The organism is Psychrobacter sp. TB20-MNA-CIBAN-0197, assembly GCF_040309765.1.
Lineage (GTDB): Bacteria > Pseudomonadota > Gammaproteobacteria > Pseudomonadales > Moraxellaceae > Psychrobacter > Psychrobacter submarinus.
In genome coordinates this window covers 1-15,387 of record NZ_JBEOPC010000035.1, presented here as the reverse complement: position 1 = coordinate 15,387, position 15,387 = coordinate 1, and the positions used below count along the sequence as shown (strand labels likewise).

Annotated in this window: 12 protein-coding genes, 1 tRNA gene and 1 pseudogene; 1 reads left to right on the top strand and 13 read right to left on the bottom strand. The window is 41.0% G+C overall.

Features of this window, described 5'->3' with window-relative positions:
* Window positions 1–183: 183 nt before the first annotated feature.
* The 10 genes and pseudogenes from AAEY83_RS10925 to AAEY83_RS10880 form a co-directional block, all read right to left on the bottom strand.
* Window positions 184–3,537, bottom strand: a complete 3,354-nt coding sequence (locus AAEY83_RS10925; protein WP_025645148.1) for a tyrosine-type recombinase/integrase — start codon at window positions 3,535–3,537, stop codon at window positions 184–186.
* Window positions 3,524–6,004, bottom strand: coding sequence for a site-specific integrase (locus tag AAEY83_RS10920; protein ID WP_025645150.1), 2,481 nt, complete (start codon window positions 6,002–6,004; stop codon window positions 3,524–3,526). Before AAEY83_RS10920 ends, AAEY83_RS10925 begins: the two co-directional genes overlap by 14 nt.
* Entirely contained in the window at window positions 6,001–6,516 is a 516-nt protein-coding gene (locus AAEY83_RS10915; protein ID WP_025645152.1) for a hypothetical protein, read from the bottom strand. The genes AAEY83_RS10920 and AAEY83_RS10915 overlap by 4 nt, the downstream gene beginning before the upstream one ends.
* Before the next feature lie 373 nt (window positions 6,517–6,889).
* Window positions 6,890–7,315: a LexA family protein gene (locus AAEY83_RS10910; protein ID WP_025645154.1), complete on the bottom strand. Its 426-nt coding sequence runs from the start codon at window positions 7,313–7,315 to the stop codon at window positions 6,890–6,892.
* Window positions 7,316–7,331: 16 nt separating this feature from the next.
* On the bottom strand, window positions 7,332–8,642 hold the full coding sequence (locus AAEY83_RS10905) for a Y-family DNA polymerase (protein ID WP_025645156.1): 1,311 nt from the start codon (window positions 8,640–8,642) through the stop codon (window positions 7,332–7,334).
* Between the two features lie 507 nt (window positions 8,643–9,149).
* A pseudogene (locus AAEY83_RS10900) lies at window positions 9,150–9,269 on the bottom strand (type I-F CRISPR-associated endonuclease Cas1f); the annotation flags it as partial.
* A 171-nt stretch (window positions 9,270–9,440) separates the two neighbouring features.
* Window positions 9,441–9,761 (bottom strand): hypothetical protein, encoded by a 321-nt coding sequence (locus AAEY83_RS10895; protein ID WP_084212619.1) that lies wholly within the window; start codon window positions 9,759–9,761, stop codon window positions 9,441–9,443.
* A gap of 10 nt (window positions 9,762–9,771) precedes the next feature.
* Window positions 9,772–10,062 carry a hypothetical protein gene (locus AAEY83_RS10890; RefSeq protein WP_025645158.1) on the bottom strand — a complete coding sequence of 97 codons (291 nt, stop codon included), beginning with the start codon at window positions 10,060–10,062 and terminating at the stop codon, window positions 9,772–9,774.
* Complete coding sequence (locus AAEY83_RS10885) at window positions 10,059–11,255, bottom strand: Arm DNA-binding domain-containing protein (protein WP_025645160.1); 1,197 nt, start codon at window positions 11,253–11,255, stop codon at window positions 10,059–10,061. Before AAEY83_RS10885 ends, AAEY83_RS10890 begins: the two co-directional genes overlap by 4 nt.
* A gap of 11 nt (window positions 11,256–11,266) precedes the next feature.
* Complete coding sequence (locus AAEY83_RS10880) at window positions 11,267–11,482, bottom strand: hypothetical protein (RefSeq protein ID WP_025645163.1); 216 nt, start codon at window positions 11,480–11,482, stop codon at window positions 11,267–11,269.
* 117 nt (window positions 11,483–11,599) lie between these two features.
* On the opposite strand from AAEY83_RS10880, the gene AAEY83_RS10875 reads away from it, so the two are divergent.
* Window positions 11,600–11,827 carry a helix-turn-helix domain-containing protein gene (locus AAEY83_RS10875; RefSeq protein ID WP_025645165.1) on the top strand — a complete coding sequence of 76 codons (228 nt, stop codon included), beginning with the start codon at window positions 11,600–11,602 and terminating at the stop codon, window positions 11,825–11,827.
* A gap of 229 nt (window positions 11,828–12,056) precedes the next feature.
* Here the strand turns inward: AAEY83_RS10875 and AAEY83_RS10870 are convergent.
* The 3 genes from AAEY83_RS10870 to AAEY83_RS10860 form a co-directional block, all read right to left on the bottom strand.
* Window positions 12,057–12,133: transfer RNA gene (locus AAEY83_RS10870), tRNA-Val, on the bottom strand.
* A gap of 202 nt (window positions 12,134–12,335) precedes the next feature.
* Entirely contained in the window at window positions 12,336–13,103 is a 768-nt protein-coding gene (locus AAEY83_RS10865; RefSeq protein ID WP_227501933.1) for an OmpA family protein, read from the bottom strand.
* A gap of 176 nt (window positions 13,104–13,279) precedes the next feature.
* Window positions 13,280–15,387 (bottom strand): YadA-like family protein (locus AAEY83_RS10860; protein ID WP_351059072.1); only part of this gene is annotated, 2,108 nt, incomplete at its 5' end.

Below are 15,387 nucleotides of genomic sequence, written 5' to 3'. Positions count from 1 at the left end.
CTATTGTTGAACAAGGTAAAGTTGACGAAGCGGATAACTGGGCGGAAGGTGGTGCTTATCGATAGGACTACATACACTAGTTGGCGCTATCGCGACAAGTAGTGTTGAGAGTGAATTAGCAAGTGGTACTACGGTGGTTTCTATTCCTGCAGGAGATCGTTATCTTGATGAGACAGGTATGAGCTACTTGTCACATATTATGAGTAACTTCTCATCAGTAATCAACATTATATGTACAAAGAACCTGAGTAGCGGCGAGTACTGCCATTTTCTTGTTTTACTTCTATGATCTCGGCTAGCGATACCAATATGAACCGTATTCACTGAGTTATTAGCTTGCTTCTTGATGTCTTGGTAGTCTTCATCTGATTTAGTGTTTTCTAGTACTATGTCGTTGCTAGTCATAAGCCAATGCTTTAAAGGTAGTAGTTCTTCAGCAATACGCATAAATCGCTGCAAACTCTCCTTTTCTTCTTGTAAGAATGATATATAGGTCCTACTATTAGAAATTCGCTGGCGGCATATCTTAATGAACCAAGCCCAGTCAGACTCAGACGTTTTTCTTAGCCGATGAGCGTGACTCAGTAAGAGTGATAGTAATCTTAAGTCACTTTGATGTTGAACGCTAAGCGGACTTAAAGCGGTGGTCACTGAGTCTATAGGTTTTGCAAAGCGTGGTTCACCGCGTTTGGTGGTGATAGTAATAACTTCATGTGCCCTTTCTAATAAAATATTGGCATCGTATATAGAAATGTTAGCTAGTTGTGCCGCTTTATTTAAGGGCGTTTCGTCATCAAATGCTTGTAGTAGCAGTTGTATCTGATTTATGCCATAACGACCAAACAGCTCATTATTGGCTGGCGTATTGGTACTCAAGAGAAATTGCTTAGCACGGCTTTCGATCGTAAATTTCGGTGACTTGCGTTTGCCTTCTATGATATTTTTAAATAACAGCTTACGTATACTAGGCATATTGATCATACCGTTATCATCAATGTCAGCATTATCACTGATCTGTCTTGGGCTAATTTTAGTAGATTTGGTAATGTTACACAGTGTTTGTTTGGGTAGTCCGATGTCAGCAACACTCAACGCATAAGTAGCCATCAGAGTAGCAAAGTGATTGTAATACTCAAAGCTCCGCTCAGGCGATAAGTGCCCCATAATACCTGATAGAGCGTACCAGCGATCTTGTCCATTGGTATGCTCCCCGAGTAGGCCTTCTTTTATACGCAATACGTCGCTTTCGTCATAATCGGTGAGTGCTTCTACGAGATCTGAATGGCCTACTAGCGCTAAAGATAGGTTGCTCACTGCCGTATGCCTAAACCCATGAAAAGTATGCTCTGCTACATTATCATCTACCGATATGTCTTTTAAGACTCGTTTGAGTAACTGCAACGGAACATGGTCATCAATAGGGCGCTGATCCGATGATAAGGTAAAGATAAATTTGTTTGAGTTGTCGCCAATATTACTCTGCACAAAATTAATAAAAAAATTCAGCTCATTAGGTTTGAGGAGAGCAAATAAGGGAACGCGGCGAATACTACTTTGAGTCTTAGTTGGACGGTAGCTATTGGGCCTTATTACCACTGATGGTACAGCTGTTTTTAAGCCTTCGATGTCATTATACTTAAGTCCCAACAGCTCTTTTTTGCGCATCCCAGTACGATAGACTAAGATAAATAAAAGCGCGAACATCTCCCGCTCCAATATATCTACGGAACCCAGTATCTGCGTAATAATGGCTTGGTACGCTTGCGGTGATATCAGCTCCGCACGTACACGTCGACCATTTTTCGACTGTTGGAAGTTCACGGAGGGTAGGTTGTATTTGCTCTTTGCAAAGTTGTGCATACTCTTCAATAAATTGGCAGAGTATCCAATGTCAGTATTGTTACGTACGACAGCTTTGTACTCTAAAATCTCTTCGTAAAGTTCCTCAAACTCTTCCTCTGACCAAATATCAAGCGGCTGCGCTGTGGTGAAATACAACCACTCATAGCCTATGGTTCTAATATATTTCAAAATAGACTCATTACTAAGCGATTTTGACTCTTTTCGATTGAGTAAACTTAGCACCCAATCTAATAAAATTTTTTCACTTAAGTCATCGTATTGTTCATAGCGTTTTTGTACTCTTTCGATAAGAGTAGGTGGCTTTTTGCTGGTTTTTTTCTTTTTCTGTTTTTTATCCATTTTGAAGTCTTTAGTCAGGTTCATAATTAAATCAGACTTTCTAACCTCTATCTTTTTGGTAGAACTACTACTAGATGTCTCGTTTTGATTAACAGAGTTTTTGCTGATAGACAGCGTCAAAATATGTTCTAGAACATACGGCTCCTCTTTGTACTGATATTTTTGGTTCAAGAACCGACCAAAGTCCTGCGTGCTCAGTCCAGCCGTGTTATGCATACCTCGCAGCACCCCAACTGAAGCATGATCAATATCAGCGCCCTCCAGCTCCTCCCAGTAGTAACTGGCGTAATATAAAAACCTTGAAAAGGGAAGTGGCTTAATACCCAAAGGCTTGATCACGTCAGACAAAGCCACAGCCAAGTATTGTTTTATCTTATCTTCTGACAGCTTGGCAATGATAGGTTCAAACTCTACTTGACTACTTTTTGTATGATAATGCATCAGCCAACACTGACTGACCATATCTACAACGATTTGCTTGGTGTTGTAAAGCTTGTCACTTTCTTCTTCGCGCTCATTACCAAAGCGCTTTTGTACAAAGCGCGGCGAGACCATTATCCTTTCTTTGATGAATGGCTGATACTCTTTGGTGAGCAATGAGATAAGCCACCCTTGAAGCATTTGTACCTCATTGATACCGCCATACACAATTCCTGAGAATATCAGCCAGCCTATAATCTGATCTTGGCTATAATCGGCTGTTTGCTCCCAATTATGCTCTACTGCGCGAATAATTTTGACCAGCGCCTTACCGTCTTTTAACCAAGCTGTATTTGTAATTAGTGGATTAATTTTAGTAGGTTGTGGCGCGATTATCTTGGGATAGTGATGCTCAGCAAGCATATGGTGCTTATTTTGATAATCAACGAACTTAACGACGACTTGCCAGACATGTTTGAGTGTTCTAGATGACTCGTAAGCTTTTGCAATTTTGTTTTCAATGATTGACTGAAACTCATCAAAACCCTCTTGAGACAATGGTTCCAATTGTCTATAAAGCTCTATCTGAAACTGGCTTAAAGATTGACTCCAAGATAGCCATGACAAATCAAAATAATCGCTAGAGCTTGGCGAAAATGAAAAGATGCGTTTATTGGGCCAAAGCGCTTGTTGGTAGTATTTATTGAAAGACTTTATGAATCCGATACTTCCAGGATGAATCCTTTTCAACGACTCCCATTCGGTTTGTAAGTCGGCGAGTAGCTGTATCTCACGTGTCCTTACCGTGTCACTGTCTTTGAGTATAGATGGGTAAGGCACGTAGCGCTTTTTCCTACCATCAAACTTTGCTAAGTCATCAATAATTTTTGGCAGCTGTATTTCATTTATTAGCATGGTCAACCTCTGTAATGCTTGTGCCAACATGATTTGAATTAAGGTAATGGTTGATTGTGATATCTGATAACCCAAGCTGTGCTGCGATCTTTTCAAACACGGACGCCACACGCTTAATATCTGCTTTACTACTTGATGAGAAACGTCCCAATACTTCTTGACGAGCTTTTTCATGACCAATAACTGTGTTAATCAGCGATAAGGAAACGCCGAGATTTTCAAGCTGCGTACGAACAAAGTGGCGTGTCCAATAGGGATTGGCGTCAATGATGTGTTTGGTCATATGATAAGCATCGCCACGCTTGATGTCTTTAAGAGTAGGGGAGTTAGCAGTAGGAGCTCGCTCATACAACAGCTTTAATAGTGCTTCATCATTACCTAAACGGATATTGTCAATGATAGCGCTGATGTCATGATGACCTTGGTGCTTTGCCTGATAATTAATCAAATACGCTCTATAGTCTGTTAGATGACGTATAAGTGTGGGGCATAGCGGAATGAGACGATCACTTTTGACCTTCTTAACAGGCTTGTCATTGATGAGCAGCCAACCCATATCAAGATCGATATCGTACATTCTGCCAAGACCGTTGTTTGGACGCACGCCGGTTAAAAGGCAAAAGACAAACCATACAAAAATACTGGTTCTATTAAAGTGCTCCTCATCGTTTGAACTTTGATCGGTCCAGTACTTTATCTCATTTACGATGTCGCAAACTGTTTCAACCTTCAGCGCAAACGCTGAGCCCACCGTATATTTATGCCAATGAGTGATATAAGTTAAGTCAAAATCACTGTTGCTATTAAATATACCCAGTGCTGATTTATAGTGAGCCATAAGTGCTTCGCTGGTGTGGCTACTATAGTACATCGCAGGAGCATGGGGCGCAGGCGTACGACAGATGATATCGGCGATGTGCGCATGGCAATTAGGTGTATAACGAGAGAGCACGACATGTAGTGCGGTCTCTATACGATTGACAGACAGGTACGGCAATCCAAGGCTACTACGCAAAGCGGCAAGATAAGCCGTAAAGTCTTTTTTTAAGGGAAACTCGCAAGCAAGTAAATCATCTATAAGCCATGATGGTAGTGGAACTTTGATGGTATCAGAAGTATTTTCATAATCCTTTTCGGGCAATGTTTGGCTCGTCGACCTTTTAGTAATACCTAAACTGTGTTCAATGTAGTATTTTTTACCTTTGATTTTGAAAATATTAGGATGACCGATATAGCCGGGTATTAGTAAGGATTTAACTGGCAATCCAGTAATCATAGATAACAGTAAAATACCCGCACAGGTTTTATCAGTCTCTGTTTCTGGCAAGCTGCTTGCATCTTGGTTGAGCGCAGCAAATAACGCTTGGTAGCCGGCAAGGGAGAGTAAGCGCGTGTTAGAGTTAAGCGCGAGATTGCGCTGAGACATGTAGTTCTGCTGTAGCGATAAATCTATAGTTTGGAGCGGTATAGAGTGTTTGATTAACGAGTTTGGATATTCGCCATAGCTGACATAGGGTGCTTCATAGTGATCAATACGCTCTTCAAAGCTGGTGGTTAACCCTTCATAGCTTTCAGTGTTAGCGTCTAAAAATGCAAGATCTATGGCGATAGCGCTGTGTTCTATATCATCATGTGTGTTACCCCATGCATCATTACTAGGCGTAGTATTCCAGTTGTGACTCGTTGCAGTAGAGTCTAAGGGTAATTTCGATGTGTTATCTGCTAAGTTGATAGCTATAATTTTAATATGTTTAGGCGGCTTCTTATACTTGGGTCTAGGCTTGCGTGACGTATGCGCATTTTGATAGGCGGTCGTTATTTTTTCTATTTGGCTCAGTTTATCTTTTGCCACTTTCTTTTCTTCGGCATGAGTAGCTTGCTGATCATTGAACAATTCATATGCACTTTTTTGCTGCTCTAATAGAACAGTGAAAATGGTGAGTATGCTTTCCACACTCATGGTCATTTGAGGTGAATCAGGTAGTTCACGCCAAATCCATGTTCGTCTAGAAGATCCTGAAAACTGCGCCTGTTTGAATTGCATCAGTATATTTTTGGTTTGCTGTTTTGGCCAGTGCTGCGTTAGCATCACACTGGTGTGCATTGCTATGGCTAGCCAAATTAACCGTTTCTGTAGGTAGTCATGCTGATGTTCATTGATAGAATGTTGCATGAGAATGAGCAATTGCATGATGAGTGGTTTTTTTGCTAATTCTGATCTACTAATAGTCATAGAAAGCTGAGGAACTGGCCTTCTTTGTAATACCTGTAATATTAATCTTATTAGATTTTGGGGATTATCATCTGGCTGTCTATAGCTATTGTGTACTGCTAAAGTGATCTCAGATATGGCAGTCGATACTGCTTCTGGATATATAAAATTCTGGTCATTATCAATTTTTTTAATGATTTCTGTTAATGTTGGCGTATCAAGCCATTCTAGCTCTTCATGAGCATTCTCAGTCATAAAACACCCTCAGAAGGTCGCTTGTAATAGGTTTGCTCACTTATATTTATAAGCCGACAAAATGTAGTAATAGCAAAAATATTTTTGCCAAATAATTTTTGGTTTATCTCTTGATCCAAGATCTGATTTAACTGCGAGTAAACAAGCCTGATATCTATTGTCTTGTTATATTGAGCAATGAGATTGATAAGCTCGTAAAAACTGATGTCAAAATTAAACTGATCTTTTGGGATATATCTCACAGACACTTTTTGTCCGAGTACATTAAAATCAACATCAGGACTTTTGATCAAGTGAAAAAGCTCAAAATTATTGACTAAAAACCATCTTTTGTCTTCTTTGATAAATAATGTGGTTTTAGTCCAAGCAGCGCTATGCTTAAGTTTAAAGGCTTCACTAATGAAGGGTCTGATATGACAGGTATAAAGATTATATAGTTCAAGAACGCCTTCAAATATGACCACAGGAGTTGTCTGCAGCTTGGCAACTGTTAATGATTTTGATGGATTCATAAACACTCCACTAAGATAATGATCTAATGTGGTCGATATGCTTCATTTATTGACCTCTACTCTTATCTTACTATTACTTGCGATCAATTAAATCCCACCTCGTCAACTAGACGACAATACGTGACGCATCATTTTACTTTTAGAGTTACTTATAGAAGAGCAATGATAATTTGCTCTGAAGCGCTTTAGAAATGAGCTAGAGTTAGCAAGCACGTGGATAGGGTAGACAGAGTGGAATTCTAGGACAACGGCTTACGGATCTTAGATAGAGATTTACCAGTGTGCTGCTTAAATATTAGGATCAAGAGCTTATATGACATGGATGCAGATTGATATCTGATCTTAGGACATAAAAAGAATTTTTTATTATTTCTCACCTCTTAAACCGCCTAACACTACTCACCACCACCCCAAACAGCTCAAGCGATCCTTTCACCACGATATCTGCATAATTTTCGTTATGGGCTCGCAAGATAATATGCTCACCGAGTATCAGCTGCTTGGCGGTAAAGCCGTCATCGACTAGTGCAATCACGATATCTTTATTCCTAGCGCTTAATGAGCGATCCACAATCAAGATATCATTAGGATAGATACCCATATCGATCATGCTATCGCCTTCGACTTCTACCAAGTAGGTTGTCGTTGGGCTATGAATAAGTAGTGTGTTTAGATCAATGCGGTTTTGCACATAGTCCGTCGCTGGACTTGGAAAGCCTGCTTTGACTCTATCGCTATAAAGCGAGAGCAATACCGTCTCACCTTCGTCAGTCAGCCTTCCTATTATCTTAACCGTCATTGAGTCCACCTTTGATTTAATCTACTTTGGGTATTTGGTTGATGTTTGTGGTATAGCACGGCGATAGCATGTCTCGGCTCATCTGCCATGCTTGCTTGTCTTTGATGCCTTCGCTTGCGATAAACACTGCTGCTTGCTGATTACTGTTCTGGCCATACCTTTTATTAAGCTGATCCATAACGGCAATAACCTCTGCGCTTTTTGAGGTACTTTGTTGGTTGGTTTGATTGTCGCTACTATCGTCTGCAAACAAGTCAGGCTGTACTTCATGGTGCTGGCAGATATCAAACAGCATGACGCCAGCCTTAGCATAGCGAACATCTTTTTTAAAGATCTGAGTCAGTATCTGCCGAGCAGCGGCTACCATCACTCTAGTATCAGCGGTTGGGGTTATAAACTGACATTGTCCGGATATGGAGGTATAACCCTCTGTCTGACTAAACGGGCTATTCTTAGCAAAGACGCTTAAGTAATGACAAACGCTGTCTTGTTTACGTAGTTTGCTTGCCGCTTTTGCCGCATGACTACAGACTGCTTGACTCAGCTCATCAGGGCAGCTAATGCGAGTGGAGAAAGAGCGAGAAGAGATAATCTGCTTTCTAGCTTCTACCGCCTCAATACCAAGACAGCTTTGACCGTTAAGCTCTAAGCAGGTGCGCTCGAGTACCACCCCGAAGTGCTGTCTTATTTTCGCAGGCTCACAGACGGCGAGCTGATAGACCGTATGAATACCCATCTTATTGAGTCTGACCTTATAGCGGCGACCCACGCCCCATACCTCACCAACATCGGTGATCTGCATGATGCGTCTTATCCATCTTAGGTTGTCTAGCACGCAAACGCCTTTGGTAGCTGGGTGTTTCTTGGCGGCATAATTGGCAAGCTTTGCCATGGTCTTAGTACTGCCCATACCCACACATACTGGAATGCCGGTGTACTGCTCAACGATGCTTTTGAGCTTACGTCCATAGCTATCAAGATCAGTCATTGCGGTAGGGTAATCGGCTAAGTATAAAAAGGCTTCATCTATAGAATAGACTTCAACGGTAGGACACAGCTTTTCAAGGGTGCTCATAACTCTGTGAGACATGTCAGCATATAAAGTGTAGTTTGAACTAAAGACAGTGACGTTGTTCTTCTCGCAGAAGTCTTTAACCTGAAAGTACGGCACACCCATCTTGATACCGAGCTGTTTTGCCTCACTGGAGCGAGCAACCACGCAGCCGTCATTGTTAGAGAGCACCACTACCGCTTTATCTCTTAAGTCAGGGCGAAAGAGCTTTTCACAGTTGGCATAGAAGCTATTGCAATCAACAAGCGCATACATGGCTGTCTCAGTAGGTGGATGGCATGAAAAAAAGCATAACCAATCACGAGTATTTACGTGATCAGAGATGCCTTTGATTGTAGAGATAGCGTGCTTGAAAATTCAAGAGCGAATAAAGGGTAGACGACGATGGTTGTCGTGAGGGTTTAAATTTAATGTGATCAGTATTTTGAATGTTTAGTTGATTGAAACAGATTATAAGTAAGAACTTCTTGGCCATATTAATTAAAGTTCAGTTGCGAATACACTAAACCTCATAATCTCTTACTATGACAGATAGCTTACAAACTCAGCTCAAAGGTAAGTATTATTTTCTAAGACACCTGTGCGGTGGATCTATTCTATTAGGTTGCGTTTGATGTCATAACTTCTGAAAATCTTATTTAAAAGATTTTCCTTGCAAACCTAAAATCGGCATGCAATTTTTTAACGCTGCTCATAAGCCACCTATGCGGTGGTGAATGAAATAGTTGTGGGATTTTTGGAGAGTGTACCTTTCTAAGCCACTTTTTGCATGACGCGGCAGTGCGAGAGGTAGTAGATATTGGCACGTTTGGAGTGCAAAATAGTCTTAAGATCAGAGGAGACAAAGCTATTATCGGTATAAGGATTGCTAGGTTTTGCCATAATAGCTCCGTCTATTGAAAGTATCATAGAATTTGAATACGGATTTACTTTAACGGAACTTTGTTCGTAAAACAATGAATAATATATTTAAAACGACAGTATATGTCGCTAGTTAATTGAATGCGAAACCAGATAACCTAAGTTATCTGGTAATTAATTACACTTATTAGTCTATCTACTTACAGTAATCTGACCACCTGAAAAGCTGATACACCCCTCACAAAACCAAGAGCGCAAACTTCTTGCATAAGGTATATCTGCTGGTACATCAAGCTGGTATGGACGACCACAGTACTCACAATGCACATCGTCTAGATAGGCCTGACACTTCGAGAGTGTCCTAAACAGTAAAGAGTAGCTTATACCGTAAGACTGACATAGGATCTCTACATGAGCGAGATAATTATCGGGCGAATTATAAGACCAGTACTCACGGCAAAAGTCTTTAACTGCCTCATTAAGCGTTGGGTCGAACACGAAACTTATACTCATAGTATTCTCCTTAGTAGCCATAGATGGTTTGTGGTAGAAGAGCATACAGCTCACTCTCTAACTGACAACACATCTCATCAAGAAGATAGTCATTATTGGCATCTAAACGCTTCTGTACCCACACGCGCATCGCCATGTGATTATTAAAACAAGACTTCACTCCTAAGAAGCGCGCTAAGCCAGATCCAGATGAAATACAAAGTTCGCGAATAAGCGTATTAGCAATCTCATTAGCATCTGCACTTATCGCACCATCTCGTTTAAACTCGGCAAACAATTCCTCGTAATTAATGACTTTCATTGTGATGTCCCCTTGTCAGTAGATGATTGAGCCATTTGACTACGATTAACTAATGCTTCAAATGCGCTCCCGTCTTGGCGGGTCATGTTCGGCACATAGCGACTATAGGTGTTGAATAGCATCTTAGTGGTAGAGTGTCCCATTTGACTGGCTATCCATTCAGGACTCTCGCCAGCTGCTAACCAAAGCGTGGCTGCAGTGTGACGAGTCTGATAGGCATTGCGCTTTTTGAGTCCTAAAACCTTAAGAGTAGGATGCCAGACCCGCTTATTCACGTTGTTGTAATCTAAAGGCTCACCGGTATGCGAACAAAATACATAGTCAGAGCGCTTGTAGGTGATAGCTTGCTGCCCTTTAAGCGCTTCATACACCCAAGGAGACATTTGGATGGCTCTATAAGACTCTTGAGTCTTAGGTGGTACAATTTTGCCCTTAACCAAGGCCTGCTTAATGACAATCTCGCGACGATTAAAATCGATATTTTCCCAAGTTAAGCCATCGATCTCACTAGTGCGCATACCTGTAAAGAATCTTACTAAGTAATAGTTACGATAGTCTTCCCTAACGCCGTTAATGAACGTCCAAACCTCCTCAAGCGTGAAAGGTTGAATATCAGTCTTAGGCTCCTTAAGGGATTTGATATCATAGTAAGGGTTTTCAAACTGGTAGCGTTTAGAGGCTTCTTTTAGTATCATACCTAAAGGTACCATTATCGAATTGATGCGTGCCGCTGACAGATGTTTGTTAGCTTTTCCGTAAGTCACTTTGGCGAGGGATGAACGGAAGGCTAATACATCTGTCTTTTTTATGATATGAATAGGCTTAGTGCCGAACTTAGGCAGTAAATACATATCAATAATTTCTTTAATCTTACGTTTGTAAGTATCACGCCATTCGATCTCTTTTTCAGAAAACCATAGCAGCGCAAATTCCTTAAATGAAAGGACGTCACTTTGAAGACAGTCCTTGCGATCACTTAACGCCATCATCTCATCGCATTTATCGCTTTTGGGGAAATACTTAGCATAACTAAATATGCCCAAGGTAATCTCTGCTTCCATTTTTTCAATCACTTTTTCAAGCTTCTTACGATTCGCTGGCGTGTCAATGAGGTTTGTCGTTTCCCTACAGCGTTTGTTCATATAGCGAAAGTCGACCACCAACTTGTTATATCTACTTCTAATACTAGCCATAATATTTCTCCTTATTGTAGAGCCATAGCGTTGATGCTACCGGTGACACCAGTACGCATATCTTTTTCGATCTCTTCCCAAACATATAAAATTTTGCGTCCACCAAACGGCCGGATGTAATGAATACCTTCGATAAGCACAGTATCTTTGAGCTCATTGCGAATAGTACGAGGGTTATACTTAATGAGCTCAGAAAGCTCTTGGGTAGTTAGGTAGGTATGTGACATAATATATTCCTTATATAAAGTTTAACCATAATGGTACTTTTAAATACCATAGTTGTAATTTACCATAAAATTATAACTATGCAAGTATTTTTTATAATTAAAATTGGAGTTTTTAAGATGATAGTTAACCATCTCCCAACTTTGTTAGCTGAAAGAAGGTTAAAAGTAGCGGATGCCGTACGAGCGACAGGAGTGAGCAAAACAACTTTGCACAAGATATACAATGATCAGTCGTCAAGAATTGATTTCGATACTATAGATAAACTTTGTGCCTATCTTGAAGTAGGGGTAGGAGATATTTTTGAATATGTAGAAGAAAAGAAAGTAGAAGTTATTGAAAAATAGAAGTCAATAATAGTTTTAGAGTAGAGGTCAAAAAGAAGCTTTTAATTTTAATGGTTTTTGTAGGCTAGTCACGGTTTGGTCACCATTTGGTCACCGTCGCTTTTTTGAGATATTTCGAGCTGATTGAATAGTTATGATTATAGTGTGATTTAATAATGGTTTTTCCGCTACAGCCCATATTTTACGGACAAAAAAAAGCCCCAATCAAAAAGATTGGGGCTTTCGAATCTGGTAGGCGTAATCGGATTCGAACCAACGACCTCTACCATGTCAAGGTAGCGCTCTAACCAACTGAGCTATACGCCTATTTAGGTTGAGCATTTTAGCAAGTTTTTCAGACTTTGCAAGTCTTTTATTAAGATTATTTTGCTAAAAAATATCTAATGGTTTTTAATTAACAATCTATAAGCTGTAGAGACAGCTCATAATCGAGCCTTTAGAAAAAATAAATAGATGCCAATCCATGATTAGCATCTTATTTTACGCTTAAAGAGTTAAAAGAAACAAGCTATTGGACGGTAGTCACATCAAGGGCTACCCGGCGATTAGGTTGCAGGCAATCGATCTCTTGTTGACGTGGTAGGCTGGCTGAGCACTCGACTATTGGTTGTGACTCACCAGCGCCAGTAGTTGAGATAGTGTTAGGGTTGACCCCTTGGTTTACTAAGTAATTTGCGATTGTTTGAGCGCGCTGTGAAGACAGTCTCATATTATAGGCTTCTGTACCCTTACGGTCTGTATGACCCGTAATGACAATGGTACTGGTTCCAGTTTGCTGATACTGACGTAGTGTCTTTGCCAACCTATCAAGCTCATACCTACCTTCTGGCAGAATGTCTTGAGCTGCTGATTTGTCGAACCTAAATAAAGTATCAGTGCTTAAATTGATACGCTCCGGAGCTGGTTGTATCGTCAAAGCAGGAGGCGAGGCGGTCGTCATCGGCTTAGGAGGGCAGTCAGCTGGCATCCAATAAAACTCTTGGCCTTGATAGTTTTTATCGAAAATGATCTTATACTGACAGGTTTTTACCGAGTTATCCGGCATATAAAACTTTAAGATATAATCCCATTCGCGTGCGTACTGACCTGCGCTAAAGTGTGGAGGACCAAGCAATTGATAAATGTTATCTTTATCGATACCGGGCCTTATCTTCGATAAGTTCTCATTATTAGGAAACTGCCCTTGGTATCGCCAAGCCGTATCAGGCTCTGGGAAGACGATGTTTTGCATATCAATGTGACCATCATCAGTAATGCCGCTACTGAGACTTTTCATACCTAGACATCCTGTCATTACCAATGTAGCTAAGCTTAGAGCACTGAAACTTGCAATTTTAGTTATATAGTGGGTTTTCATATGGCTTCCCCTTTATAGTTAATCAAATGATTAAGATGAGTCTTCACCTTGAATTAGTACAAGGTGAAGACGTCTACAGATAATAAATACGGCTCTTAGAAATGGAAGCCTGCGCCGATTGCGCCGCCAGCATTACCTTGAGTATCTGCTGTACCACTGATTTTCATAATCCAACGGCCGTCGTCAGAAACTTTCGATAGACCGATCGCTACTGCACTTTCGCCATTGTAGGTTGCAACACCACCACCAACTAGTGATTTGCCTGGTAAGAACGATTGAGGCATCGAGGACATTGCCATCGCTGCTGAAATACCAGCGTTAGCTTCGTCTTCTACATCATCAACTCTATAACCAAGCTCATTGATGCTGTCACCCAAGCCTCTTGTGACAGCGTCTAGTTGCCCGAAGTTCACAGCGTCTCTAGGTGCCATGCCATCTGCAACATTTGTCACTTTAGTACCAGCGGCATTAATACCGTCTGTAGTCATACTAGGCGCTGTTTCACTATCACCTGTATAGATACCAGCTGCTGTCATACTTGGACCATCTTGAATAGTTACACCACTACTATTAATCACCGTATTGCCAGTGGTGACACTATCCATGTTGATATTGCCATTAAGATCGAACGTGATGCTACTACCTTGCGCCGTAGTTGTGATGTTATTGCCGCCTTTAAAGCTAAGCACACTATCATCACCTACCGGTTTGTTGATATTAGCACCACTATCTGCGCCAAAGTTGAGACCTGCATCAATTTTATCCTTGTTAACCTTGATGTTGGTTGTGTTGGTCTCAATATTCGTGGTATTCGTCATGATATCGGCCGCATTTGCGTCGATTTTAGTTGTATTAGACTCTATGTTGGTGGTGTTCGTTTGAATGTTTTCGTTGATAATGATTTCACCTCGTTTTATAGAAGCAATCGCACCATCAATACTATTCTCACCCGTACCACCGATATTATTATTGGTGAAGCTTCCATCTACAGGGTTATAGACTGTATCTCCTCCAATAATACTACTAATACCACTACCTTGAGCATAGAGCTGGCCACCGTTGATAGCATCTTGACTACTCTCAGAGACATCGCCATTCATCACATTGGTGATTTTGGTGTCAGCGGCATTGATACCAGATTTAGTAACACTAGGACCACCTGCAATAGTTAGACCATCGCTAGTTAGAGTACTATCACCCGTTTGTAAGCTATCAACAGCAATATCGCGATTTAAATCAAAGCTGATATCATTTGCACCTGCTGCTCGACCAGCTTGACGCGCCAGACCGCCATTGACAAGCGTTCTAGTGACCTTGATATTGCCATCTTTGCTGTTCATATCAACAGCACTGCCTTGTTTGACCATGGTAGCGCTATCACCTTGGGCACTTAAACCCCAACCTTGATCTAAAGCAATGGCTACATCTTTCAACTGCCCAACATTGACAGCATCCGTATTTAGCACACCTTCCCCAACATTGCGAATGGTGTTGCCTCCATTGTCTAGACCACGGCTACTCAATGAAACCTGCGAAACCATTCTATTCACGCCATTTCCAACGAAGGTAAAGCCTGCATCACTCATGATGCTATTGCCTATCTGTATACTGCCATCATCTCCGAGGTCTAACTGATTATTCAGTTTCACTTGGACGCCAGTCGCAGAAGCGACAGTAGTCAGATTGCTATCACCTGTGACATTGATGGTATCGCCTAATGCAAATTGCTGATCATTAGCACTATTGCCGTCACCAATTTTGATACCTTTAGCAATTTCGTTGTTGGTCTTAAACAGCTGACTACCGTTAACCGCATCTTTACTGCTAGCATCCAATAATCCATCAGCAACGTTAGTAATCTTGTTGTTGCCATTGTTCAGACCATTGTTAGTCAGTGCTACCTGATCGTTATCGCCATTGTATAAAGTAACACCTGCATTATTCACCTGAGTGTTTCCAGTGGTGACGCTGCCTGTATTACCAAGATTGATATCTTTATCCAATCTTATGTTCAAGGTGTCATCGCCATCAGCAGTAACGCTGATGTTTTTTGTTGCTGGATCAGCGTTGATGGTATCGTCACCTTTAACAATGAGCTTTTGACCAAGTTTACGGTTGACATCGGTATGAGCTATGCTGAAGAAACCGTAGAGGTAAACTTGGTAAACTAAGCGTATTAATCGGAGTTTACCATGACCAAGAA